General features: G+C 39.4%; 24 protein-coding genes. 19 read left to right on the plus strand and 5 right to left on the minus strand.

Going from position 1 to position 25,009, the window contains the following annotated elements:
• The first annotated feature begins 4 nt into the window (after window positions 1–4).
• From pheT to ACYSNO_RS00900, 7 genes are all read left to right on the plus strand, one after another.
• Entirely contained in the window at window positions 5–2,422 is a 2,418-nt protein-coding gene (gene pheT / locus ACYSNO_RS00870; protein ID WP_461729173.1) for a phenylalanine--tRNA ligase subunit beta, read from the plus strand.
• Between the two features lie 234 nt (window positions 2,423–2,656).
• Entirely contained in the window at window positions 2,657–3,733 is a 1,077-nt protein-coding gene (locus ACYSNO_RS00875; RefSeq protein ID WP_461729174.1) for an ABC transporter ATP-binding protein, read from the plus strand.
• Window positions 3,733–4,614 carry a carbohydrate ABC transporter permease gene (locus tag ACYSNO_RS00880; protein ID WP_461729175.1) on the plus strand — a complete coding sequence of 294 codons (882 nt, stop codon included), beginning with the start codon at window positions 3,733–3,735 and terminating at the stop codon, window positions 4,612–4,614. The genes ACYSNO_RS00875 and ACYSNO_RS00880 overlap by 1 nt, the downstream gene beginning before the upstream one ends.
• A 1-nt stretch (window position 4,615) precedes the next feature.
• Window positions 4,616–5,434 carry a carbohydrate ABC transporter permease gene (locus ACYSNO_RS00885; protein WP_461729176.1) on the plus strand — a complete coding sequence of 273 codons (819 nt, stop codon included), beginning with the start codon at window positions 4,616–4,618 and terminating at the stop codon, window positions 5,432–5,434.
• Window positions 5,418–6,710 carry an MBL fold metallo-hydrolase gene (locus ACYSNO_RS00890; RefSeq protein WP_461729177.1) on the plus strand — a complete coding sequence of 431 codons (1,293 nt, stop codon included), beginning with the start codon at window positions 5,418–5,420 and terminating at the stop codon, window positions 6,708–6,710. Before ACYSNO_RS00885 ends, ACYSNO_RS00890 begins: the two co-directional genes overlap by 17 nt.
• Before the next feature lie 24 nt (window positions 6,711–6,734).
• Window positions 6,735–8,027, plus strand: a complete 1,293-nt coding sequence (locus tag ACYSNO_RS00895) for an extracellular solute-binding protein (RefSeq protein WP_461729178.1) — start codon at window positions 6,735–6,737, stop codon at window positions 8,025–8,027.
• Window positions 8,028–8,092: 65 nt separating this feature from the next.
• On the plus strand, window positions 8,093–9,664 hold the full coding sequence (locus tag ACYSNO_RS00900; RefSeq protein WP_461729179.1) for a bifunctional metallophosphatase/5'-nucleotidase: 1,572 nt from the start codon (window positions 8,093–8,095) through the stop codon (window positions 9,662–9,664).
• A gap of 71 nt (window positions 9,665–9,735) precedes the next feature.
• On the opposite strand, the gene ACYSNO_RS00905 is transcribed toward ACYSNO_RS00900, so the two are convergent.
• Window positions 9,736–10,596: an alkaline phosphatase family protein gene (locus ACYSNO_RS00905; protein ID WP_461729180.1), complete on the minus strand. Its 861-nt coding sequence runs from the start codon at window positions 10,594–10,596 to the stop codon at window positions 9,736–9,738.
• Between the two features lie 143 nt (window positions 10,597–10,739).
• Window positions 10,740–11,747, minus strand: coding sequence for a tryptophan--tRNA ligase (trpS, locus tag ACYSNO_RS00910; RefSeq protein ID WP_461729181.1), 1,008 nt, complete (start codon window positions 11,745–11,747; stop codon window positions 10,740–10,742).
• Window positions 11,748–11,950: 203 nt separating this feature from the next.
• On the opposite strand from trpS, the gene racE reads away from it, so the two are divergent.
• Genes racE through cbpB form a run of 4 tightly spaced genes read left to right on the plus strand, consistent with a single transcriptional unit; the run spans window position 11,951 to window position 15,137 of the window.
• Window positions 11,951–12,763 (plus strand): glutamate racemase, encoded by an 813-nt coding sequence (racE, locus tag ACYSNO_RS00915; protein WP_461729182.1) that lies wholly within the window; start codon window positions 11,951–11,953, stop codon window positions 12,761–12,763.
• Window positions 12,764–14,110, plus strand: coding sequence for a ribonuclease PH (gene rph, locus ACYSNO_RS00920; protein ID WP_461729183.1), 1,347 nt, complete (start codon window positions 12,764–12,766; stop codon window positions 14,108–14,110).
• Between the two features lies 1 nt (window position 14,111).
• Window positions 14,112–14,624 carry a metallophosphoesterase gene (locus tag ACYSNO_RS00925; RefSeq protein ID WP_461729184.1) on the plus strand — a complete coding sequence of 171 codons (513 nt, stop codon included), beginning with the start codon at window positions 14,112–14,114 and terminating at the stop codon, window positions 14,622–14,624.
• Between the two features lie 33 nt (window positions 14,625–14,657).
• A complete protein-coding gene (gene cbpB, locus ACYSNO_RS00930) occupies window positions 14,658–15,137 on the plus strand; it encodes a cyclic-di-AMP-binding protein CbpB (RefSeq protein ID WP_461729185.1) in 480 nt (159 codons plus the stop codon).
• A gap of 46 nt (window positions 15,138–15,183) precedes the next feature.
• Here the strand turns inward: cbpB and ACYSNO_RS00935 are convergent, their stop codons facing one another.
• Both ACYSNO_RS00935 and fabI read right to left on the minus strand, forming a co-directional pair.
• Window positions 15,184–16,086, minus strand: a complete 903-nt coding sequence (locus ACYSNO_RS00935) for a mechanosensitive ion channel family protein (protein WP_461729186.1) — start codon at window positions 16,084–16,086, stop codon at window positions 15,184–15,186.
• Between the two features lie 256 nt (window positions 16,087–16,342).
• Window positions 16,343–17,098 (minus strand): enoyl-ACP reductase FabI, encoded by a 756-nt coding sequence (gene fabI, locus ACYSNO_RS00940; RefSeq protein ID WP_461729187.1) that lies wholly within the window; start codon window positions 17,096–17,098, stop codon window positions 16,343–16,345.
• A gap of 208 nt (window positions 17,099–17,306) precedes the next feature.
• On the opposite strand from fabI, the gene fabZ reads away from it, so the two are divergent.
• Entirely contained in the window at window positions 17,307–17,756 is a 450-nt protein-coding gene (fabZ, locus tag ACYSNO_RS00945) for a 3-hydroxyacyl-ACP dehydratase FabZ (RefSeq protein WP_461729188.1), read from the plus strand.
• Between the two features lie 235 nt (window positions 17,757–17,991).
• Here fabZ and ACYSNO_RS00950 read toward each other — a convergent pair whose 3' ends face one another.
• Window positions 17,992–18,723 carry a peptidylprolyl isomerase gene (locus ACYSNO_RS00950; RefSeq protein ID WP_461729696.1) on the minus strand — a complete coding sequence of 244 codons (732 nt, stop codon included), beginning with the start codon at window positions 18,721–18,723 and terminating at the stop codon, window positions 17,992–17,994.
• Window positions 18,724–18,857: 134 nt separating this feature from the next.
• Here ACYSNO_RS00950 and ACYSNO_RS00955 point away from each other — a divergent pair, with 134 nt between their 5' ends.
• The 7 genes from ACYSNO_RS00955 to ACYSNO_RS00985 all read left to right on the plus strand — a co-directional run bounded on the left by ACYSNO_RS00955 (window position 18,858) and on the right by ACYSNO_RS00985 (window position 24,997).
• Window positions 18,858–19,382 carry a guanylate kinase gene (locus tag ACYSNO_RS00955; protein WP_461729189.1) on the plus strand — a complete coding sequence of 175 codons (525 nt, stop codon included), beginning with the start codon at window positions 18,858–18,860 and terminating at the stop codon, window positions 19,380–19,382.
• Window positions 19,383–19,577: 195 nt separating this feature from the next.
• Window positions 19,578–20,669: a DUF871 domain-containing protein gene (locus tag ACYSNO_RS00960; RefSeq protein ID WP_461729190.1), complete on the plus strand. Its 1,092-nt coding sequence runs from the start codon at window positions 19,578–19,580 to the stop codon at window positions 20,667–20,669.
• Between the two features lie 208 nt (window positions 20,670–20,877).
• Window positions 20,878–22,191 carry a GTPase ObgE gene (gene obgE, locus ACYSNO_RS00965; protein ID WP_461729191.1) on the plus strand — a complete coding sequence of 438 codons (1,314 nt, stop codon included), beginning with the start codon at window positions 20,878–20,880 and terminating at the stop codon, window positions 22,189–22,191.
• Window positions 22,192–22,313: 122 nt separating this feature from the next.
• Window positions 22,314–22,865 carry a DUF1269 domain-containing protein gene (locus ACYSNO_RS00970; protein WP_461729192.1) on the plus strand — a complete coding sequence of 184 codons (552 nt, stop codon included), beginning with the start codon at window positions 22,314–22,316 and terminating at the stop codon, window positions 22,863–22,865.
• Window positions 22,866–22,904: 39 nt separating this feature from the next.
• Window positions 22,905–23,846 (plus strand): ribonuclease Z, encoded by a 942-nt coding sequence (gene rnz / locus ACYSNO_RS00975; RefSeq protein ID WP_461729193.1) that lies wholly within the window; start codon window positions 22,905–22,907, stop codon window positions 23,844–23,846.
• Window positions 23,847–24,635 (plus strand): SDR family NAD(P)-dependent oxidoreductase, encoded by a 789-nt coding sequence (locus tag ACYSNO_RS00980; RefSeq protein WP_461729194.1) that lies wholly within the window; start codon window positions 23,847–23,849, stop codon window positions 24,633–24,635. It begins immediately after the preceding gene.
• Window positions 24,636–24,649: 14 nt separating this feature from the next.
• Complete coding sequence (locus ACYSNO_RS00985; protein WP_461729195.1) at window positions 24,650–24,997, plus strand: LapA family protein; 348 nt, start codon at window positions 24,650–24,652, stop codon at window positions 24,995–24,997.
• Window positions 24,998–25,009: the final 12 nt, after the last annotated feature.

The following is a 25,009-nucleotide window of genomic DNA, read 5'->3' on the forward strand; positions in this document are numbered from 1 at the left end:
AAACATGTTAGTTTCATATAAATGGTTAAATGAGTATTTAGATTTATCAAAAATTTCTCCAAAGGAATTGGGAGATACGATGTCGATTACTGGAATCGAAGTCGAGGGGATTGAAGTACCCGCAGAAGGCTTAAAGAAAATCATCGTTGGGGAAGTCGTGGACTGTGTGGACCATCCAGATTCCGACCACTTACACATTTGTCAAGTAAACATCGGTGAAGAGGAATTGTCGCAAGTTGTTTGTGGCGCGCCAAATGTGAAAGCAGGGATTAAAGTGATTGTTGCTTTACCAGGGGCTCGCATTGTTGGCAATACGAAAATCAAAAAAGGCAAAATCCGTGGTCAAGTTTCAAACGGGATGATTTGTTCTTTAGAAGAAATTGGCTACAGTGACTCTGTGATTCCAAAAGAGTACGCGGAAGGGATTCAATACTTGCCAGAAGAAGCGGTTCCAGGGGAAGAAGTTTTCCCATATCTAGAAATGGACGATTCCATTATTGAATTATCGATTACACCAAACCGGGCCGATGCTTTAAGTATGCGCGGGGTGGCTTATGAAGTCGGAGCAATTTATCGTCAAGAACCAAAATTCAATGATGAAGCACTAATTGAAGTGTCACGTTTGGCAAAAGATAAAATAAAAGTCACTGTGGAAGATAAAAAAGACACACCGGCTTATCAGATCCGTGTGATTGAAAATGTGAAAGTGGCACCAAGTCCACAATGGTTGCAAAACCGTTTAATGAACGCCGGTATCCGTCCAATTAACAACGTAGTCGACGTAACGAACTACATCTTAATCTTATTCGGACAACCCTTACACGCTTTTGATTATGACCGTTTAGGCAGTCAGGAAATTGTCGTGCGTCGCGGGAAAGACAAAGAAGAATTTGTGACTTTGGATGGGGAAACACGTAGCGTAACACCAGAAAACACGGTGATTACAAACGGTCAAGTACCAATTGCTTTAGCCGGTGTCATGGGTGGACTGGATTCAGAAGTTATCGAAACAACGACAACGATTGCTCTAGAAGCAGCGATGTTTGATGCACTTTCTATTCGTCGGACATCCAAACAATTCAACTTACGTAGTGAAGCTTCTGCACGATTTGAAAAAGGTATCAACAAAGCAACGATTGGTCAAGCTTGTGACGTTGCAGCAGCAATGATTGCCAAGCTAGCTGGAGGGGAAGTCCTAACAGGTGCAGTTGTGGGGGCGGAAGTCACTGCTGAAGCGGTTGACGTTCAAATTACCTTAGAGCGTATCAACAACTACTTAGGAACAGATTTAACCGAGGCGATTGTAGATGAAATTTTTGCGACACTAGGTTTCACAGCGTCAATGAACAATGGGTTATATACCGTAACGATTCCGCCAAGACGTTGGGACATTCGGATTGAAGCAGACATCATTGAAGAAGTCGCTCGTATTTATGGTTACAACAACTTACCATCAACCTTGCCAAGTGGCGAAACTGTGGCAGGTGCCTTAACAAAGAGCCAACAAATGACTCGTAAAATACGTAGTTTGTTAGAAGGAATCGGCTTAAACGAAGCCATCAGTTACGCTTTAACAACGGAAGCCAAAGCCGCTGAATTTATGTTAGGTGAAAGCTTACCTACTCGTTTAGACTGGCCAATGACCGAAGACCGCAGCGTATTACGTATGAACTTAGTCAGCGGACTACTGGATGATGTGGCTTATAACGTGGCTCGTAAAAACCAACAAATTGCTTTTTACGAAATTGGCAATGTTTTCCATCAAGCAAGCGAAGAAAGAAACCAATTACCAGTGGAAGAAAATCATTTAGCCATTGCTTTATCTGGTGAGTGGACAAGAAAAGATTGGCAAGGAAAAGCAGAACGTGTCGATTACTTCCACTTGAAAGGGGCAGTGGATCACTTATTTGAAAGCTTATCATTAACTGATCAAATTACGTATCAAGCAACGACTGAGATGAAGGAAATGCACCCAGGAAGAACGGCAACGATTCATTTAGGTGAAGAATGTATTGGCTTCCTTGGACAAGTCCATCCAACAACAGCCAAAGCTTATGACATTCCAGAAACCTATGTCGCAGAGCTTAATTTAGAGACGATTCTTAACCAAGAGCGTCACTTTGTTTATGAACAAGTCAGCCGCTTCCCAAGTGTTTCTCGTGACATTGCCTTACTAGTCAAAGAAACAGTCACACACCAAGCAATTGTTGAAACAATTGAAGCATCAGCAGGGAAATATCTAAGAGACGTGACCATCTTTGACGTCTATCAAGGAGATAGCATTGAAGCTGGCTATCAATCCCTTGCTTACAGCTTAACCTTTGCGAATCCAGAAGCAACACTAACAGATGAAGAAATTAATCTGGCGATGGAAAAAATAACGAAACGATTAGTGGAAGATCTAGGTGCAGTAATAAGATAAAAAAGCAGATAGGAATACCTTAATTTGGGGTATTCCTTTTTTAGAAGCGAAAAAAATTCCCGTTTTTTCTAGTAATGACAATGACTTTTTGAGAAGGAAAAACGAAGCATAACGGACATATTTAGAATTTGATTAAATAAAAAGTTGTATTTTCATAAAATTCTTATCATTTTTTTATGTAGGTAATGTTAAACTAAGAGGTGAAATGAAGAAATTTATTTGGAGGGTTATTTAATGATTGATGTTATCGACTTAAATAAAGTTTTCGATAATGGCTTTGAGGCTTTAAAGGCAGTTAACTTTACCATTGAAAAAGGGGACCTCGTTTGTTTGCTTGGTCCAAGCGGTTGTGGGAAATCGACGATTTTGAACTTAATTGCTGGGCTGCTTGCGCCTACGGGAGGTGACATTCAGTTTCAAGGGGATTCAGTTGTTAAAACAGAACCCAAAGACCGAAACATTGGTTTCGTCTTTCAAAACTATGCGTTATATCCACATATGACTGTTATCGAAAACATTATGTTTCCGTTAACGGTTGGAAAAAATAAGATGGCAAAAGAGGAAGCAAAAAAAATTGCAGAAGAATATATGCAACTTACAAATATTGCCGATTTAAGTCAAAAGAAGCCAGGAACGCTTTCAGGTGGTCAACAGCAACGAGTAGCGATTACACGAGCACTTGTTCAAAAACCAGAAGTTCTTTTACTAGATGAACCCTTGAGTAACCTAGATGCACGTTTACGCTTGAAAATTCGAGAAGAAATCCGAAAATTAGTCAAAGAGGTCGGAATCACGACGATTTTTGTTACGCATGATCAAGAGGAAGCCCTTTCGATTAGCGATAAGATTATTTTGCTCAATGAAGGCGTCATCCAACAAAATGATGAGCCACAAAATCTGTATTTGGAGCCAGAAAATTTGTTTGTCGCACAGTTTATAGGAAACCCGATTATAAATTTGTTGCCTGTTGAAGTGAAAGAAGGAGCCGTCTGCTATGATTCCTGGAAAATTCCATTAGATTCCTTCGAAAAAAGCCGATTCCAATCCCTTTTAACTGACGGCAACTATTTCTTAGGCGTCCGTCCCGAAGATGTCTTGCCGGTTGCTGAAGCTTCGAGCTTATTCTCAACAAACATCCAAACCGTGGAACTGATCGGTCGAGAGCGTATTTTAAATTTTGATTTAGGGCGTGTTTCCATGAAATCAATCGTCAGCGTGGAGGAAGTGATTGAAGAACAGGATCTCTGTCACTTTGACTTCGCTCATCACAAATTGTTTATCTTTAAAGAAAATGGAGAAAGAGTCTACTAATGATGAAGAAAAATTATAATCCAGAGAATGAACGCAAAGCCTGGCTATTTCTGTTCCCATCTTTAGCGATTATTCTTGTATTCAGTATCTATCCTTTATTCCGTTCCTTTTATATGAGTTTCCAAACGGGAACGTTGATTCGGCAAGAGTTCGGCGGCTTAACGAACTATCAAAAGGTACTCTCAGATCCTTTGTTTTTTCGAGCGCTCAAAAACACAGCTCTTTTCGCATTTGGAACCGTACCGATTTCCTTAATCCTTTCTCTAGGGATTGCTTGGATCATCTTTGAAAAAGTCAAACATAAATCTTTTTTTGAAACAATTTTCTTTATGCCTTATGTAACAAGTACCATCGCGATTGGGATTGTCTTTCGTTACTTTTTTAACGGATCTTACGGAATTGTCAATTATCTCTTGGGATTGGTTGGTATCCCGGCAGTTAATTGGTTAGATTCTGTCGATATGAGTATGATTACACTGATTTTATTTGGGATTTGGACGAGTTTGGCTTTTAATATAATTATTTTACTTGCAGGGTTACGTAATATAGATGATGAGCATTTTAAAATTGCGAAAATGTTTGGTGCTACCGATTGGGAGGTTTTCCATCGAATTATTTTTCCGCAATTAATCCCAACCATCACTTTTTTATTAACTGTTAATTTAATTAGCGCTTTTAAAGTTTACACACAAGTGTATGCCTTATTTGGTGGCCAAGCAGGGATTGCCAATAGTGCCACGACCGCCGTTTATTATATTTATGATAAGTTCCATATTTCAGGTCGGCCAGGTATCGCCATGGCTGCGACGGTTGTGCTCTTCTTACTAATTTTAGTCGTTACTTTCTTGCAAAATAAACTTTTAAAGAAAGTAGGGAATTAAGATGAAAAAAATAATGACAAGCTTTTCGTTTCTCTTTTTAATATTTATGGCGATCCTCACGCTTTTTCCTTTTATTTACATGATTTTATCAGGATTAATGACTTATAGCGAAGCGACGAGTATTCCTCCAACAATGGTGCCAGAAAAATTCCAGTGGGAAAACTTTTTAACTGTCTTTACGAAAGCACCGTTTATTCGTTATTTCTTTAACACTGTTTTTGTTTCAACGGTGACAACGATTGCGACCGTTGTGACAGCTATTTTGGCCGCCTTTGCACTGACAAGCTTAGAATTCAAGCATAAAAACCTGATTTTGTTAGTAATGATTTCTTTATTAATGGTCCCTTATGAATCCATTATTTTTACGAACTATCACACGATTTTGAGGTTAGGGTTATTGAATTCTTATTCCGCTTTAATTATTCCTTTTTTAACCAGTATCTTTTATATTTATTATTTGTTTGGCTACTTAAAAAGCATTCCAGCAACGTATTATAGGGCAGCGAAAATTGATGGAGCGACGGATTTGGAATACATATGGCGTATTCTAATCCCGATGTCAAAACCCGCTTTAGTAACAGTAGGCATTTTGACATTTATTTCAAGTTGGAACTCTTTCTTATGGCCATTACTCGTAACAAATGATAAAAAGTATCGACTTTTGAATAACGGACTTTCAGCCTTTACAACAGAAGCCGGAAGTGACGTCCATCTACAAATGGCTGCAGCAACATTGACGGTCATCCCGATTTTAATTATTTATTTAGTCTTTAGAAAAGAAATTATTCGAGGAGTGGCAAAAAATGGCATTAAAGGATAAAACAACGATCACTTTTCACAGTGGTATTTTAACAATCGGTGGCACGGTGATTGAAGTGGCATATAAAGATGCGCATCTTTTTTTCGATTTCGGTACAGAATTTAGACCAGAGCTGGATTTACCTGATGATGACTTAGATACTTTATTAGCCAACCGTTTAGTTCCTGAATTAAAGGGGCTTTATGATCCACGTTTAGGTTATACCTATCAAGGAGAAGAGACAAAAGAGTATTCACATACAGCAGTCTTTTTATCTCACGTTCATTTAGACCATTCTAGAATGATTAACTATTTAGATCCCAACATTCCCTTGTACACGATGAAAGAATCAAAAGCCATTTTGAATACTTTAAACCAAACAGGGGACTTTTTAATCCCTTCCCCTTTTGAAGCGAAAGACTTTACGCGGGAGATGATTGGTTTACATGCACATGATGTGATTCAAGTCGGAGAAATCTCTGTTGAAATTGTGCCAGTCGATCATGATGCTTATGGTGCTGCTGCCTTACTGATTCGGACACCAGACCAGTTGATTACTTATACGGGAGATTTGCGCTTACATGGGCACAATGTGGAAGACTCGCTCGCTTTTTGTGCCTTAGCAAAAGAAACCGACGTCTTGATGATTGAAGGGGTTAGCGTAAGTTTTCCAGAGCGTGAGGGTGAAGTAGAGCAATTAAAGGTACTTAGCGAAGCGGATTTGGTGCAATATTTTGTCAAACTCGTGTCTGAAAATCCAGAGCGCTCATTAACGTTTAACGGCTATCCAGCGAATGTGAAACGTTTTGAAAAAATAATTGAGGCCTCCCCACGAACCGTTGTTCTTGAGGCTCAGATGGCTGCTTTGATTTTAGAAATTTTAGGTCAAGCAGTGCCTTATTATTATCTTGATCCATCACAACAAATAGCGTCATTAGATCCGGCACTTGAAGTTTCTTATGAAACATTATTGGCCGACCGCACGACTTATATTTGGCAAGTTGTGGATAAATATGAAGAGTTACCACAGGGTGGTCTTTATATCCATAGCGACGCCCAACCTTTAGGTGACTTTGACCCTAAGTATGCAATCTTTTTACAAGCGCTAGCAGACAACGAAATCGAATTCGTTCGGCTAGCATGTTCAGGACATGCATTTCCAGATGATTTAAATCGAATCATTGCATTGATTGAACCGAAATTATTGGTTCCTATCCATACCCTTCGACCGGAAAAGTTGGAGAATCCGTATGGTGAAAGAATATTGCCTGAACGAGGCGAACAAATTGTTTTATAAAAAAGGATATAAGGAGAGGGAAAAATGAAGTTCAAACGTTTTGCAACAACATCATTCGTTTTAGCATCTGCGTTCGCGCTAGGTGCGTGTGCAGGAGGAGACAAAGGATCAGGAACTGGGGATCAAGGGGCAAGTAAAGAGATTGTTACGGAAATTACCGAAGAAACAAGTATTACTTTTTGGCACGCGATGAATGGTGCACAAGAAGAAGAGCTAACGCGTTTAACTAATCTTTTTATGGAAGAAAACCCAAAAATTAAAGTGGAATTGCAAAATCAGTCTTCTTACCCAGACTTACAAGCAAAAATCAATTCAACATTACCTTCACCAAAAGATTTGCCAACATTAACTCAAGCTTATCCAGGTTGGTTAAGAGATGCTTCACTTGATGGCATGTTAGTCGATTTAGATACTTATATTGACGATGAAACCATTGGTTGGGGGGACCAAGAAGCGATTATTCCGTCATTAATGGACGGGGCGAAAATTGAAGGAAAACAAGTCGGAATACCATTTAATAAATCAACAGAAATGTTATTTTACAATGTCGATATGTTTGAAGAATATGATGTTGAGGTACCGACAAACTTTGAAGAGCTAAAAGAAGTATCGAAAACAATTTATGAAAAATCGAATGGGAAAGTTGTTGGTGCCGGTTTTGACTCGTTAAACAACTACTATGCAATCGGGATGAAAAACCGTGGCGTAGAGATCAGCCCTGAGATGGATTTGGCAAGTGATGAATCAAAAGAGTTAATTAATTATTACTTTGAAGGGGTCAAAGAAGGATATTTCCGCATCGCAGGTTCTGATAAATACTTGTCTGGACCATTTGCAAATGAACAATTAGCAATTTATATCGGTTCAACGGCCGGTGAAGGATATACTTCGAATGATACTGCAGGCAAATTTGAATACAATGCAGTGAATCGTCCAGAAGCAATTAACTTACAACAAGGAACTGATTTATACGTATTTGATAGCGCGACCGCAGAGCAACGCACGGCAGCCTATTTATTAATGAAATTCTTAGCAACACCGGAATCACAACTGAACTGGGCGATTGCGACAGGTTATATGCCAATTGTTGAATCCGTGGTTGAGAGTGAGGAATACAAAAATTCTGGTATGCGCGTGCCCCTGTCACTTGCAGAAGCAACGAAAGAATTATTCTCCATTCCAGTCATTGAAAATGGCGATGCGGCTTACAGTGAAATCCGCGTCATTATGGAAAACATTTTAGCAAACCCAACAAAAGATTTAGATACACTAATTGAAGAATCTGCACCCGTCTTAGAAAGTGCATTTAACCAATAATTTTGATAAAAAGGAGTAGGTGGGGAATTTTTCAACACTTGCTCCTTTTTCGTTAGGAGGAAGAAATGGAAATTAGTATTTTAGCGACTAGCGACTTGCATGGTTATCTTTTACCAACGAATTTTACCGAGCGGAAGATGGATCTCCCCTTTGGTGTCGCACGGATTGCAACAAAAATGAAAGAAATTGAGGCTGAAAAAAAAGGACCTGTCATTAAAATCGAGAATGGGGACTTTATTCAAGGCTCGCCCTTAAGTTACTACGTTCGAAAAAAAGAAGAATATGGAGCGAAAACAATCATTGACGTATTAAATCGCTTGAAATATGATGTGAGTGTCCTTGGGAATCACGAATTTAATTATGGTCTTGATTATTTGGAATCAGCCATCGCCAGTTATCAACATCCAGTCTTAGCAGCGAATATCTTAAATAAAGCAGGAGAAGTCGCTTTTGGGCAACCCTATACAATTTTGGAGAAAGCGGGGATAAAGATTGCTGTTTTAGGTTTAGTTACTTGTTATATTCCTCACTGGGAACAACCTGAAACCATTCGTGATTTAACTTTTGAAAGTATTGTCGAAACAGCTAAGACCTATGTCCCGCTACTTCGTGAAAAGGCCGATGTTGTACTTGTGGCTTATCACGGTGGGTTTGAACGAGATTTAATGACCGGTGAACCAACCGAAGCATTAACCGGTGAAAACGAAGCCTATGCGCTCTTACAAGAAGTACCGGGAATCGATGCATTGATTACTGGGCATCAACATCGAGAAATTGCAACGAAAATTCACGGCGTGCCCGTCATCCAACCTGGCTTTCGAGGAGCCTTTTTAGGAGAAATCCGTTTAACTTTGGAGAAATCAGCAAAGCAAGTAAAAGTCATAAAAAGTGAGGCGCTGCTTCATTCAATGGCGGAAGTTCCACTCGATAGGGCAGTGCTGGAACAAATGATGCCACTTAGTGAAGAAGTTGAGGAGTGGTTGGACCAAACTTTAGGAGAAGTGATTGGAGAGATGACGATTACTGATCCCAATGCGGCTCGCTTAGCAGAACATCCTTATATTGAGTTTATTAATCACGTACAAATGGCAGCAAGTGGTGCCGACATTTCGCTGACTTCTTTGTTTAATAATGATGGGCAAGGTTTTGCTGCGACAATTACGATGCGAGATGTCTTAACCAATTATATTTATCCGAATACGCTTTGTGTGCTGGAAATATCTGGAGCCGATTTAAAAGCGGCTCTTGAGCAAACAGCCACTTACTTTCTCATCGACAAGGATACGATTGTGTTTAATCCACAATACATTGAACCAAAACCGCAATACTATAATTACGATATGTACGAAGGAATTGATTATGTCATCGACTTGACACGCCCCTTTGGTGAGCGTGTGACACGACTGGAGTATCAAGGAAAAAAAGTTGCTCCAAATGATCGTCTTCAAGTAGTAATGAATCAGTACCGTGGAGTTGGGGGCGGCAATTATGCGATGTTTTCAGCAGAGAAAATCATAAAAGAAATCCCAATAGACATGACAGAGTTGATTTCTGATTACTTAAGGCAGCATCCAAAAATTTATGCAAAAGTGAATCACAATTTCGTCGTAGAGCCAAAAATGAACCCTCATACATGAGAAAAAAGAAAAAACTATCAGACAAGCAAAAAAGTCTGATAGTTTTTTTCCTTTAGCAAATAAATGGCTACTCAAGAAGTTTTGCGATAAGCGAAAAAGGGAGGATGAATCATATAAAGACCGTTTAAGGTAATCGGACGGGTATCATTTTTTTCGCTGCAGGAATCTCTAGCAGTTGACAAACGAGTGGTGCAACCATTAATTGTGGGAGAGAAGTACTGGAATGATCCCCTTTTTTTTAGAGTGTCAGAGATGACAAACAAAGGGACGTCACGTACAGTAGAAGTGGTACCTCCGTGATGCCCAAATTCATCCATTCCATGATCGGAAGTCAAGATGATCTCGTAACCTTCTTCGATTAGAAGTGGAAGATAAGTTGCGAAAATACTGTCCAACATTCCAATTTTTTCTCGATACTCTGCAGAATCGCCTGTAAACTTATGACCATATTCATCAACAGTCATTGGCAAAAGAAACAAAAAATCAGGTTGGTACTTTTTTGCTAAGTGTAAGCCATCTGAAAACAGACAATGATCTGGATAGACATCATCATAGTAGATCCCATGTTGGATATTTTGCTCTGAATCCGATTGAAAGCGATCTTGAACTAAATTAAAGTTTGGGTCATTATATAGTTGGCTAATCCAGTAATAGGCTGCGGCAGCTGATGTACCACCCGCCTGCTTTACTAGTTCAAAAATACTTTCTTCTTTCGATCGTCGAACAATGGCATTGCTTGTGATACCATTTTCATATGCTGGAGTTCCAGTCATCAAAACTTCATAACAAACTCTCGACACACTCGGTAATTCGCCTTGCACTTTATAAAGAGTCGCCTGTTTTTTTTCAACAAGATGCATCAGATAACCGAGGTTTTCGATTCCTAAATCATATCGGCAACCATCGAGTAGAATCATTGCTACTTTTTTCATCATAAATCCCCTTTACTCACAATTATATAAAGCGTTTTCTTTTAATAGTATACGCTATCGGACACCCCAAAAAAAGAGGTAATTACGAAAAAAGCTAAGAATCAAAATAGAAAAAGATTCTTAGCTTACCGTTCAATTTTTTCTTAAAAATACTGGATGCCCATCGCGCGTTTCACTTCTGCCAGTGTTTCAGCCGCTACTTTTTCTGCTTTGAGGCTACCTTGGCGTAAAATTTCCATAACCGCTGCCGGGTCTTTCGCAAATTCTTCACGACGAGCGCGGATTGGAGCGAATTGTGCTTCTAAAACATCAATTAAATACCGTTTGATTTTGACATCGCCCAAGCCACCACGGCGGTAGTGCGCTTTTAATTCTTCGATATATGCTTTGTCTGTTCCGAAAACATCTAAGTAGGTGAACACCATATTCCCCTCAACTTGACCTGGGTCATCGACACGAATATGATTTGGATCAGTATACATACTCATGACTTTCTTTTGCAAAACATCTGCCGGGTCAGCGAGGTAAATGCCATTTCCTAAAGATTTGCTCATCTTGCCGTTTCCATCAATCCCAGGTAAACGCCCAAGCCCTTTAGGAGGTAAGACAGCTTTTGGATTGACTAAAACATCTGTTTGATAGACGGAGTTAAAACTATGAACAATTTCTTGTGCTTGTTCAAGCATTGGTTTTTGGTCTTCGCCAACTGGAACTAGATTTGCTTTAAATGCGGTAATATCCGCAGCTTGCGAGACAGGATAGATGAAGAAGCCTGCTGGGACGCCTTCACCAAAGTTTTTTTGTTCAATCTCAGTCTTCACGGTCGGATTTCGACGAACGCGAGCGACGCTGACAAGATTTAAATAATACATGGTTAATTCCGCAAGTTGAGGAATTTGGGATTGGATAAACATTGTTGTTTTAGACGGATCTAATCCAACCGCTAAATAATCCAAAGCCACTTCTAAAATATTTGCTGCCACTTTTTCTGGATTCTTGGCATTATCTGTCAAAGCTTGCATATCGGCCACCATGACAAAAAGTTCATTGTTTGGATCGGCCTGCATCTCCACTCGTGTTTTTAAAGAACCTACATAATGCCCGAAGTGTAGTTGGCCAGTAGGGCGATCGCCAGTTAAAATTGTATTCAAAGAATTCACCTTTTCTTTTGTATTCTATGTATCATCTTACCTTTTTTAAAGGAAATAAACAATTGGTGTCGGAAAATTTATTTAAAATTTCCAAAAAAACGAAGAATAAAATCTATTTAAAGAATAAGCACTACCTCTTGAAAAAAAGTCAAAAAAAGGGGACAATAACAAGGTAGTGTGATGAAAGATAAAGGAAGTTTTTTATGAAAAATACACAACCAATTGGTTTTATTGATTCTGGGGTAGGTGGTCTTACCGTCATCAAGGAAGCCATGAAACAACTCCCGAATGAACAGATGATTTACCTTGGGGATACAGCTCGGTGTCCTTACGGGCCAAGACCCGTCGAACAAGTCATTGAATATACATGGCAAATGACGCGTTTTTTGTTGGAAAAAAAAATAAAAATGCTGGTGATTGCTTGTAACACTGCGACTGCTGTGGCATTAGACGAAATTAGCCGAACGCTTGATATCCCAGTTGTCGGTGTGATTTTGCCAGGAACGAGAGGGGCAATCAAGGCTTCGAAAAATCAGCGAATTGGAGTCATTGGTACAGTTGGCACGGTTAATAGTCGTTCATATGAAGAGGCTTTGAAAAGCCGAGTTGCAAGCGTTGAAGTTTTTAGTTTGGCTTGTCCAAAATTTGTTCCCTTGGTCGAAAGCAATCAATCGCAGTCGCCGATTGCAAAAAAAGTGGTTGCTGAAACACTTGGAGTGTTACAAAATAAAAAAATCGACACATTAATTTTAGGTTGTACACATTATCCTCTTTTACGACCGATTATTCAAAATGTGATGGGGTCACAGGTTTACTTGATTGATTCTGGGGCAGAAACCATTACCGAAGTGAGTATGTTACTTGATTATTTTGGCATTAGTAATTTATATGCCAAAGAAGTCGGACAGTTAACTTGCTACACAACAGGGTCAACAAAATTATTTGATGAAATTGCCAATGAATGGTTGGCAGGCCCTAACATCCAATCCAAACAAATTCAATTAGGAGACGAATAGATGAGACATGATGGTAGAAGTTCGCAACAATTAAGAGAGATTACAATCAATACCCATGTATACAAACAGCCTGAAGGATCCGTTGTGATTTCTTTTGGAGATACCGAAGTGATTTGTTCCGCAACGGTCGAAGCTTCGGTCCCGCCATTTTTAAAAGGTAGCGGAACGGGCTGGGTCACTGCAGAATATAGCATGTTACCTCGTGCCACCAATACTCGTAATCGTCGGGAGTCCAGTAAAGGGAAACTAAGTGGGCGGACGATGGAAATTCAACGCCTCATTGGACGTGCCTTGCGTTCTGTCGTTGATCTTGAATTACTAGGCGAAAAAAGCATTATTGTGGACTGTGATGTTGTACAAGCCGACGGAGGGACGCGGACAGCAAGTATTACAGGTGCGTTTGTCGCTTTACGTTTAGCAGTCGACAAATTATTGCAAAGCAATGAGCTAGCAGAAGATCCAATGAAAGAACACCTTGCAGCCATCAGCGTAGGAATTTTGGCGGATGGGACTTGTGTGGTTGACTTGGATTATGAAGAAGACAGTCAAGCAAATGTGGACATGAACCTCGTGATGACAGAAGCGGGACGTTTTGTTGAAATTCAAGGAACTGGTGAGGAAGCCACTTTTGATGGAGAAGAACTAAACCAAATGCTGCTCTTAGGAAAAACAGCGATTCAAGCATTGATTGTGAAACAAAAAGAAGCCTTATATACTCAAAAAACAGAACTTTCCCAACAAGATAAGATGATTATGATTGCTACAGGAAATTTAGGGAAAGCCAGAGAGTTTGAAGCGATGTTTGCAGAAGCGGGCTATCATATTAAAACGCTCAGAGATTATCCTGATTTACCAGATGTCAAAGAAACTGGAAAAACTTTTGAAGAAAATGCCCGTTTAAAAGCAGAAACAATTGCCAATCTTTTACAATGTCCGGTCTTGGCCGACGATTCGGGTCTCAAGGTGGATGCCTTGGGGGGATTACCAGGGATTTATTCTGCTCGTTTTGCTGGTGAAAGTAAAAGCGATGCTTCAAATAATGCCAAACTACTTTATGAATTGACGGATGTCCCTGACGAAAAACGTGGGGCACAATTTCATTGTACTTTAGTTTTTGCAGCACCAAAGAAAAAAAGTCTCGTTGTCGAAGATGAGTGGCACGGTCGAATTGGTCGTATTCCTCGTGGTGAGGGTGGTTTTGGTTATGATCCCTTGTTTATAGTGGACGGGTTAGAAAAAACGGCGGCAGAATTATCTAGTGAGCAAAAAAACAAAATCAGTCACCGTGGAAAAGCACTTGAAAAACTAAAAAATGAATGGCAAAATTGGCTAGAAAGTGGCGAATAAGATGAAATATTTAGTAGTCAGTGACAATCATGGCAATCGTGAAGTCTTAGAGGAGTTGTTTGCTCGTTATCGGGGGAAGGTCGATGAGATGATTCATTGTGGTGATTCGGAACTCCCTTCGGACGACCCCTTATGGGAAGGCGTTCAAAAAGTAACAGGCAACTGCGATTATGATTCTGGTTATCCGAGAACATTAATGATCGAAACACCCTTCGATCGTATTTTTGTCACACATGGACATTTGTATGATGTCCGTTTTGGTCTACATACGCTCAGTTTAAAGGCTGCAGAAGAAGAGGCAAACCTCGTTCTTTTTGGGCATACGCATCAAATTGCTTGCGAGCAAGTCGATCATTGTTTGTTTTTGAATCCAGGAAGTATTGAACAGCCAAGAGGTCAGATTCAAGAAAAAAGTTATTGCTTGATTGAAAGTACGGAAAAAACCTTTCATGTACAGTACTATCGGAAAAATTTCCAACCTATTCCGACCTTAGCTTTTACCTTTTCCAAGTAATCTGAAAGATGAAATGAAATCGGAGTGAATCAATTGATAGGAAAATATACCGAAGAATTACTAAAAGAAAACCAAGAGAATTTTATTGTCCCAGCTGAAAATGTTGCGACCTTACTTTATAACCATCCATTAGAGCACGCACTATTGATTTTATCAAAAGTTGGCTATGCCAAAATTCCTGTATTGGATTCGGAAGATCACTTAGTTGGCTTAATTGGACTGGCAGATATTGTAAACAAAATGATGGGATTAACGGGTTTTGAATACCACTTATTAGAAGGATTAACCGTAGCTGACGTGATGGAAGTGAATGTCCCGACAGTTACCGAAGCAAGTGATTTGGAAGACATTCTTCATTTGCTAGTGGATGGTTCTTTTTTACCAGTCGTCGATGAAAACAACATTTTCGAGGGGATTATTACGCGAAAAGAAATTTTGAAATCTGTCAACCACTTAGTCCATGAGTTAGAGCGTCGCTTTGTAGTGGAACCTAAAAATGTAGTCAATAAATAAAAACAGGGAAAAACGCGAGTATTTAGTCGCTTTTTCCCTGTTTTCTTTAGATAACCGTAATGGGTGTGTTTGGAATCGTATAGCCAGCAGCTGTTAGCAGCGAGATTGAACGGGTAAGCAGTTTTTGTTGAATTAAAGCTTGTTTACCGTTTTGTACGTAGAGCGTTGTTCGAATCGCATAGTTTCCGTTCCCTAAATCGACCATTCCAAAAATTTCAGGTGCAATTTTAATGAAATTCTCTTCTTCAGCTGAGATTTCTTCATTGGCCTGTGCAATTAACTTTTTAATTTCTTCAAGGTTTTCGGTTGGCACGATTCGCACATCAACGACGACTCGTCGGTCGCCTCGTGACGCATTACTAATCGTTGTGATACTTCGATTTGGGATAAAGTGAATCGTACCGTCAATTGACTGCATCTCCAAAATTCTTAAGCCAACCGCCGTCACCGTTCCTTCAATCCCTAAGTCTTTTAAGGTAATGTAATCTCCAACATCAATTTGTTGCTCAAAGATAATAAAAAAACCAGTAATTAAATCGTTCATAAAGCCTTGTGCCCCAAGACCAATCGCAATCCCAGCAATCCCAGCTCCAGCAATTAATGAGCCGATCGGGACGCCTAAAATAGCTAATAAAGCATAAAGATAGAAGAAGGCGAGGGTGTAGTGTGTAATGTTAAGGACCAAGGTTCGTAAAGTAGTTAAACGTACTTCTGAAAATTTATTGCTGCGGTATTTTTTAAACATTTGTTGAATAATAAAATTTGCTAGTCGATTTAAGAGAAAAAACAAGAATGAAATCAAAACAATCGCTAGGGCCTTTTGAATTAAAATACCAAGAATCTCTTCCCAATTGATGGTATTCCACCAGCGTTGAAGGGCATTTAATTGTCGAGCAGCAGGTTCGATGATATTTGTATCAGTGCTGTCGGTGGTTAGTAAATAAAGCATGATTTTCTCCTTCTTTTTTGTATTTATGCTTCATTGTAGCAAGGAAATCCCTCGACAGGCAATACTTGATTCAATAAAAGCGCTATCTATTAAAAAATGCTTACAAAAAAGGTCCAAGCGAATGCCTGGACCTTTTTTGTTTCACTGTCGATTTCTTTTTATCGGATTTCTAAACATGAAAGCTTCGAAAAAAGCTTTGATTGACAAAACGCTGCAATAAGAGAAAGCATTCCTTGGTTGAAGCTTTCGTCAACGCTTATGAAAGGTGAACCCCTTTATCGACGAAAATAATTTCACCAATAATTCCACTTGAAAGTGGGCTAATTAAGAAAGCACAAGCATTTCCAACTTCTTCAATTGTGACCCCGATATGATCAGGCGTCCGGTCTTCTGAAAGTTGGATTAGTTTTTGATAATCGTTGACGCCAGTTACAGCGAGTGTTTTGATTGCTCCCGCTGAAATACCGTTCACACGGATTTTCTGTGGAGATAACTCTGCAGCTAAGTAACGTACGGTAGACTCTAAGGCTGCTTTTGCAATGCCCATCATATTGTAGTTTGGAACGGCACGTTCCGCACCTAAGTACGTTAATGTGACCACACCACTATTTTCAGCTAAAATTGGTTTTGCTGCTTTTGTGACAGCAATTAGTGAATAGGCACTGATATCTTGTGCTAAAGCATAACCGTCACGCGAGATTTCAGTGACATCGCCTTGTAAATCTTCTTTATTCGCATATGCAATCGCGTGAACGACACCATGGATCTCTCCTGCATAGTCTTTGATGGCTTCAAATGCCGTAGCAATACTTTCGTCACTTGCCACGTCGCACTCGACTAAAAATTCATTACCTTCCAGTAAACGCTCCAATGATTTTTTCATTCGTTCGCTTTGGTAGGTGTAAATAACTTCCGCACCTTGTTGGGTTAAAGCTTGCGCACAACCCCACGCGATACTTCTTTTATTGGCAACACCCATGACGACGATTTTTTTTCCAGCTAAAAAGCTCATATCTTCACTCCTCATTAAAATGAATAAATAATTCCGTATGAAATAATTTCCATGAATTCATATCATGATTTCTTATTATTAGATAAAATCGTTTGATTGTCAAACTAAATTTACTTTTTTTAATCTAAAGTTGCCAAACGAGTCAAAATATGATACTTTGATAATCAAAGTAATGTATTCTTTTAATTTTTGAAAAGAGGGAATTTTGATGAAAAAATTGTTAACGGAAACTGAAGTAATGGATTTAATTCCAAACCGCTTTCCCATTATTTATATTGATTATGTTGATGAAATTGAATCAGGAAAAAAAATTATTGCTACAAAAAATGTCACAATTAACGAAGACTTTTTCCAAGGTCATTTTCCAGGAAATCCAGTTATGCCCGGTGCTCTAATTTTAGAAACATTAGCTCAAGCAGGCTCTATTTTGATTCTGAAATCAGAAGAATTTGCAGGACGGACCGCCTATATCGGTGCAATTAATCGAGCGAAATTTCGTCAAAAAGTTGTTCCAGGAGATACAATGAAACTTTCTTTTGAAATTATTAAGGTCAAAGGACCAGTAGGAACAGCCGATGCGATTGCGACCGTTGATGGGAAAGTCGTTGCAGAGTGTGAGTTTACTTTTATTGTCGGTGAGCAGAAACAGGCGAAGTAATAAATAGAGGTTGAGAAGAAGGTTTTAAACGTTGGTACAACGACGTTTAAAGCCTTTTTGTGATTGGAACAACGATGGACGGGATTTGTCCTTGTGATGGGAATAAAAATTCTTTTTTCTTTAAGAATAAAAAGAGCTAGCGAAATAAAAAGTGCGAACTGAAGCGACCCCCAAAAGTTCGATTTTCGATCTAACTTTTGGGGGCACTACAAATCCTTTTAAAGGTTCGTATTTTTTATTTCGCTTCTTGTAATACTTTTGTACTTTCAATTAAAACAGGTTCGACAGGGTCCGAGTTTTGCGCACCAGTGACTTCGGCTTCTGCGATTTTGTCAACGACAGCCATTCCTTCGATAACTTGACCAAAGACTGTGTAATCGCCATCGAGTGGTTCTGCGCCACCATTTTTATATTCTTCAATGATTTTTTCTGGCGTAAATTGAATCGCCAAGTTTTTTGATTGATCTTCTTTTCCTTGAACGATATAAAACTGACTCCCTTGACTATCAAGCGCTTGGGCCCGGGCCATCGCTAGTGCTCCTCGGATATGGTAAAGTTGATTTGAAATTTCGACTTCAAAACCTTCCCCCCAAATGCTTTCGCCACCTGTTCCATTCCCTTCAGGGTCGCCTCCTTGGATCATGAAGCCTTCAATTACGCGGTGGAAAGGGGTACCGTCGTAATAGTTGTCCTTTGCATGCGTCACAAAGTTTTCAACGGCCTTAGGTGCCAAGTCAGGGAAAAGTTTCACTGTAATTGCGCCAGCAGTTGTTTGGATTTCTACGACACTTTCATTTTCTTTTACTTCGGAGTCTAATTGCGGCAATTCGAGTGTATTTAAGTCGATCGATTCACTCGTTTGTGTTTCTTCTGATTTTGAAGTCTTCGTTTCACCTGTTGTACAAGCCGCTAACGCAAATGTGGTTAAAATAGAAGTTGAAAAAAGTATGAATTTTTTATAGGTCATCATAAATGTAAGTCCTTTCTTAGTTTGAATCCTTTTAATCATATCAAAAATGAGCAATCTTTAAAAGAAGAATCCTATTTTTTGTTAAGAGAGGTATAATTTAGAAAGACAAACGAAAGGAGTGACGAAAATTCATGCAGAAAATCATCGCAATTATTGGCCCTAGTGGGAGCGGAAAAACACATTTAGCAAAAGAATTGATCGAAAAAGGAATTCCTAAGTGTGTGACGGTTACAACGCGTGCGCCTCGAAAAGAAGAAGGGGAAAAAGACGGCAGAGATTATTATTTTGTGACCAAAGAAGTATTTCATAAAATGAATTTTATCGAAACAACGACTTATCATGGCAATCAGTATGGGCTTTCTGTCGCAGAAATCAAACGAAAGTTAAGAGAATCAACGATTATCCAAGTTGTGGTTGACCAAAATGGTGGACAAGCTTTAAAAACACAATTTCCAAATGAAACAAAAATTGTTTATTTACCGATTACAGAAGAAGAAATGCGAAAACGTATGAAACGGCGTGGAGACCAGCCAGCAATGATCGAACAGCGCATTGCTCACGCAAAAGTAAAAGGAGAGTTCACTCCACCGAGTGCGGTCGATTTTACTTATTATCCGGGAAAATTAGAAGAATTATTAGCCTTTATTTATCATTAAAATAAGCGAGAATATCTTTTGTTTAAAGTATTTTGCAATTGTTTTTTTAAAAGCGGATAAGCGCAAAAAGCTTTTATTTATCCGCTTTTGGAATTCATGAAAACCTTTCACTTAAGGATAGACCTCCTATCAATGTTTTGTTATACTTAAAGAGGTTTAGGGTTTTATTATAACTACATAGGGGGAATTAAAAAGATGGGGAAATTAGGAATTTCGATCTATCCGGAACGTTCGACATTTGAAAAGGACAAAGCTTATTTAGATTTAGCACATAAGTATGGTTTTACGCGCGTATTCACTAGTTTATTACAAATTACAGAGGACAAAGACAAGGTTTTAGCGGATTTTAAAAAAATGGTCGACTATGCCAATTCTTTAGGCATGGAAGTCATGGTAGATATTAATCCTGCGCTCTTTACACAATTAGGTATCTCTTATGATGATTTATCTTTCTTTGATGAAATGGGGGCATACGGTGTTCGTCTAGACTTAGGATTTACTGGGTCAGAAGAGGCGAGAATGACACGTAATCCATACAATATCAAAATTGAAATCAATATGAGTCAAGGGACAAGTTATGTTGATAATATTATGGCGTATTCACCAAATAAGGAAAACCTATTAGGCTCACATAACTTCTATCCACACCGTTACACAGGTTTGGAGTACAATCACTTTGTTGCCTGTTCAGAGAAATTTAGAAAATACAACTTAAATACAATGGCTTTTGTGAATTCACATGATGCGACATTTGGTCCGTGGCCAACGCAAGATGGCTTGTGCTCGTTAGAAGACCATCGTGATTTAGAAATTGCAACGCAAGTGAAACACTTGATGCTAACAGGATTAATTGATGACATCTCCGTTGGAAACGCTTATGCTTCAGAAGAAGAATTAAAAGCGATGTCAGAAGCTTTCCATTCGCCATATCCAACCATTAAAGTCGTTCCAGAAGCAGAAATCACAGAAAATGAGCGTATTTGCCTCTTTGATAATACTCATAGCTACCGTGGGGACCGCTCTGCTTACATGCTTCGTTCCACGATGACACGTGTGTACTATAAAGATAAGGAGTTCCCACCACATACAACAAGAGACATTGTTCGTGGAGATGTATTGATTGATAATGAAGGATACGGCCAATACAAAGGAGAAACACAGATTGCTTTGAAAGAAATGAAAAATGACGGTCGCGTAAACGTCGTCGGTCAAATTTCACCGGATGAGCTATTTTTATTAGATTTCTTAAAACCTTGGTCAAGCTTTAAAATGGTTGAAGTGAAGTAACGAAAGAGTAAAAAGAACGAGGGTGACTTCGTTCTTTTTCTTTTTAAACGACTTGTTAACTATGATTACATTATGTAAACCACATGAAGGTTTTTAAGAAAAAGTCATGCTTTCGTTATGAAATGATAGACAAATAGGTGTTTGGTAGGTACAATATATAAGACTTTTATGCTGGATAGTTAGTAGTAAATAGATAGGAGGACAAAAAATGTCCATGTTTTTAGATCAGGTAACAATTGATGTCAAAGCTGGGAGTGGTGGCGATGGAATGGTTGCCTTTCGTAGAGAAAAATATGTTCCCAATGGTGGACCGGCTGGTGGTGACGGAGGAAAAGGGGGTTCCGTTGTTTTAGTCGTGGATGAAGGGTTACGGACGTTAATGGATTTTCGTTTCAATCGTCATTTCCGCGCCGACCCAGGTGAACATGGAATGAGTAAAAGTATGCATGGCCGAGGGGCAATGGATACCTTTATTAAAGTGCCACAAGGGACAACCGTTCGAGATGCAGAAACGGGAGCTTTTTTAGGTGATTTAGTGGAACATGGTGATCGCTTGGTTATTGCTCAAGGAGGTCGTGGAGGCCGTGGGAATATCCGTTTTGCTTCACCGGCAAATCCAGCACCAGAATTAGCTGAAAACGGGGAACCAGGACAAGAACGCAAAATCGAATTAGAATTAAAAGTATTAGCAGACGTGGGCTTAGTCGGTTTCCCATCTGTTGGAAAATCGACCTTATTATCGGTTATTTCTTCCGCGAGGCCAAAAATTGGCGCGTATCATTTTACAACGCTCGTACCAAATCTAGGAATGGTTCATATTCCGGATGGACGTAGTTTTGTTGTCGCTGATTTACCAGGACTGATTGAAGGCGCCTCTCAAGGAGTTGGACTAGGTACACAGTTTTTACGTCATATTGAACGAACACGAGTAATTTTACATATGATCGATATGAGTGGGATGGAAGGTCGCGACCCTTACGAGGATTATTTAGCGATTAATCATGAATTAAAAACGCATAATCTACGCTTGATGGAACGGCCACAATTAATTGTAGCGAATAAAATGGATATGCCTGATGCTGAAGAAAACTTAAAGAAATTTAAAGAACAGTTAGCGAAAGACCAAGAAGATGAGTTTGCTGAACCAATTCCAGTGTTTCCGATTTCTGGTGTTTCAAGAAAAGGAATCGATGCTTTATTAAGTGCGACTGCAGATTGGTTAGAAGTAACACCAGAATTCCCACTTTATGAAGATGAAATTGAAGCAGATGTAGTGGAATACAATTTTGTTGAAGAAGATCCGGGCTTCACAATTCAAAGACAGCCTGATACGTCATGGGTGCTATTTGGTGACAAGCTTGAGAAACTCTTTAAGATGACGAATTTTGATCATGATGAAACAACCATGCGTTTTGCTCGTCAATTACGCTCAATGGGTGTGGATGAGGCTTTACGAGCTCGTGGAGCAAAAGATGGTGACATCGTTCGAATTGGTGAGTTTGAATTTGAGTTTGTTGAATAAGGGTAAATAATGAAAGACTGGGATAAACTCTCAGTCTTTTTTAGTCTAAAAATGAAGTAACCATGTTCTTTTTTGTGAATTCTTGGTAAGATGAAGAGAAAGAAATAAGAGGAGTGAGCCAAATGACAAAACGAGTGATTGTTGTAAATTTCGCAGTGAATTCGGAAGCGTATCAAGCTTTTTCAATGGTAAAAAAAGGGCATCTGGAGAAGCAAATTAAAGGAGAACAAATGGCTGTCGTGACTCATTCTGATGAAGGTGCTCACCATTTCAAGGTGGAGGATTTTATTGATTTTACGGGAAAGAATAAAACTTCTCGAGGAGGCATGATTGGTATGCTTTTGGGAGTCATTGGTGGTCCTTTAGCAATTATGCTTGGTTGGTTTGGTGGGAGTATGATTGGTGCCTCCCAAGATGCTCAAGAAGTTAAGCGAGCAAAAAATATATTTGAATTACTTAGTCGAGAAATCGGCGTCGACTCAACCGGTCTGATTTTAATTGCGGAAGAAGAAGATAATCGCATCTTAAACCAGTTGATGATGTATGAGTTGAGCGGCAACATTCATCGTTTTGATTATACAGAAGTCGCAGAAGAATTAGAAAAAGCACAAGTAGTGGAAGAAACGGCAAAAGAAAATACAAAGAAAATTTGGGATGACAATCATTCGAAATAAGTCACAGACAAGAAATTTGATAGAAAGTTAGGGTTATTTATGGAATTAGAATTTTTAGGTACAGGAGCAGGAGTACCTGCGAAACATCGGAATGTTAGCGGTATTGCTTTAAAGTTATTAGATGAACGAAATGCCGTCTGGCTCTTTGACTGCGGGGAGGGTACGCAGTTACAAATTCTAAGGACCGCGATTCGTCCTAGAAAAATTGAAAAGATTTTTATCACCCATCTACACGGAGATCATATTTTTGGGTTGCCTGGTTTGATTAGTAGTCGTTCTTTCCAAGGAGGTTCAGAGCCTTTGGAAATCTATGGGCCAAAGGGAATTCAAGAATGGATAAAGACGACCTTGCGCCTTTCCAAAACCCATTTGAGTTATCCAGTGAAATATATTGAAATCCAAGAGGACGGCTTGATTTTTGATGATAAGCAATTTAAAGTCTATTGTCGGAAATTAGATCACGGCATTGAAAGTTATGGTTATCGCGTCGTTGAAGCGGACCATGTTGGCGAATTACAAGTCGAAGAATTAAAAACACTCGGGGTAAAACCTGGGCCAATCTTTGGGAAAATCAAACAAGGACAGACCGTTACTTTAGAAGATGGTCGAGTCATTGATGGGAAAAGGTTTATTGGTGAATCGAAGAAAGGCCGCATTGTGACGATTTTAGGCGATACACGTAAAACAAAACAGTCCGTCGAGCTGGCACGAGACGCAGATGTCCTCGTCCACGAAAGTACGTTTAATAAAGAAGAAGCGAAACTTGCACGGGCCTATTTCCACTCAACGACTCATGAAGCGGCAGCAGTCGCGAAAGAAGCCAATGTGGAGAAATTAATTCTCACTCACATTAGTGCACGCTATCTAGGGAAAGACGTGGAAGGCTTACGGAATGAGGCGAAAGAGATTTTTGAAAATGTCTGGGTAGCAAAAGATTTTTATAGTGTCGATATTCCTTTAAAGAAGAAGGAGGAAAACTAAGTGAAACTGAAAGGCAAAATCGTATTAGTCACAGGTGGTTCGACGGGCTTAGGAGAAGCGATTTGTTATGAAGCGGCTAAACAAGGAGCGATCGTCGTAACGAGTGCGCGTCGTGTGGCACTACTCGAGCGCGTTAAGGAAAATTGTCAACGTTTGAGTCAAAACAAAGCCTATGCCTTTGCAGTTGATCTGGAAGATGCGGAAAGTATTCAAAAATTGATTCAGCAAGTGAAAACCGAAGTAGGAGTGGTCGATGTCTTAGTCAATAACGCAGGCTTTGGTATTTTTGAAGACTTTGTCACTTTTGATTTAAGCAAGGCACGGAAGATGTTTGAAGTCAATCTTTTTGGCATGATGTATCTCACTCAAGCGATGGCGATTGAGATGTTGCCTCTCACCAAAGGGCACATTATTAATATTGCCTCCATGGCCGGTAAGATGGCAACGCCAAAGTCTACGATTTATTCAGCAACGAAATTTGCTGTCATTGGTTTTTCAAATGCCTTACGTCTAGAACTGAAACCATTTAATATCCACGTGACAACCGTCAATCCAGGTCCGATTGAAACAAACTTCTTCAATTTAGCGGACCCTTCTGGGGCTTATTTATCGAGCATCGACCATTTTGTTTTAGATCCGGAGAAACTCGCGAAAGAAATCGTGAAAAATATGAGCGCCCCTAAGCGAGAAATTAATCGACCTTTCGTGATGTCAGCGGCGGCTCAATTTTATCAATTGTTCCCGCGGATAGGGGATTATTTAGCAGGTGGGATTTTTAATAGAAAATAGGAGGTGAAGAGCGTATGAAAAATCAGTGGCGGTTATACTTAGGCTTATTTTTTACCTTTGTTATTATCATCTTTGCAATTATGAACAATCGAAGAGTTTCCATTAGTTTTGGGTTCTTTTCATTTGCTGCACCCTTGGTTTTAGTAATTTTTGGTTCGGCGCTTTTAGGTGCTTTGATTGTTTCCTTGATGGTGACGGGGAGTTATTGGCGCCAAAAAAAAGAAATTAAGGGACTCAATGAACAGCTCGCGCAAATCGAAACAAGAATCAAGGAAGAAGTGGAAAGTCGAATCGTTCAGCGGCGATTGGAAGAAAAGGTGGAAATCTCTGAACAGGAGACAAAGGATCCTTTTTCGTATTGAAGGTGAGTATTG

Source organism: Enterococcus sp. LJL98, from assembly GCF_054871745.1.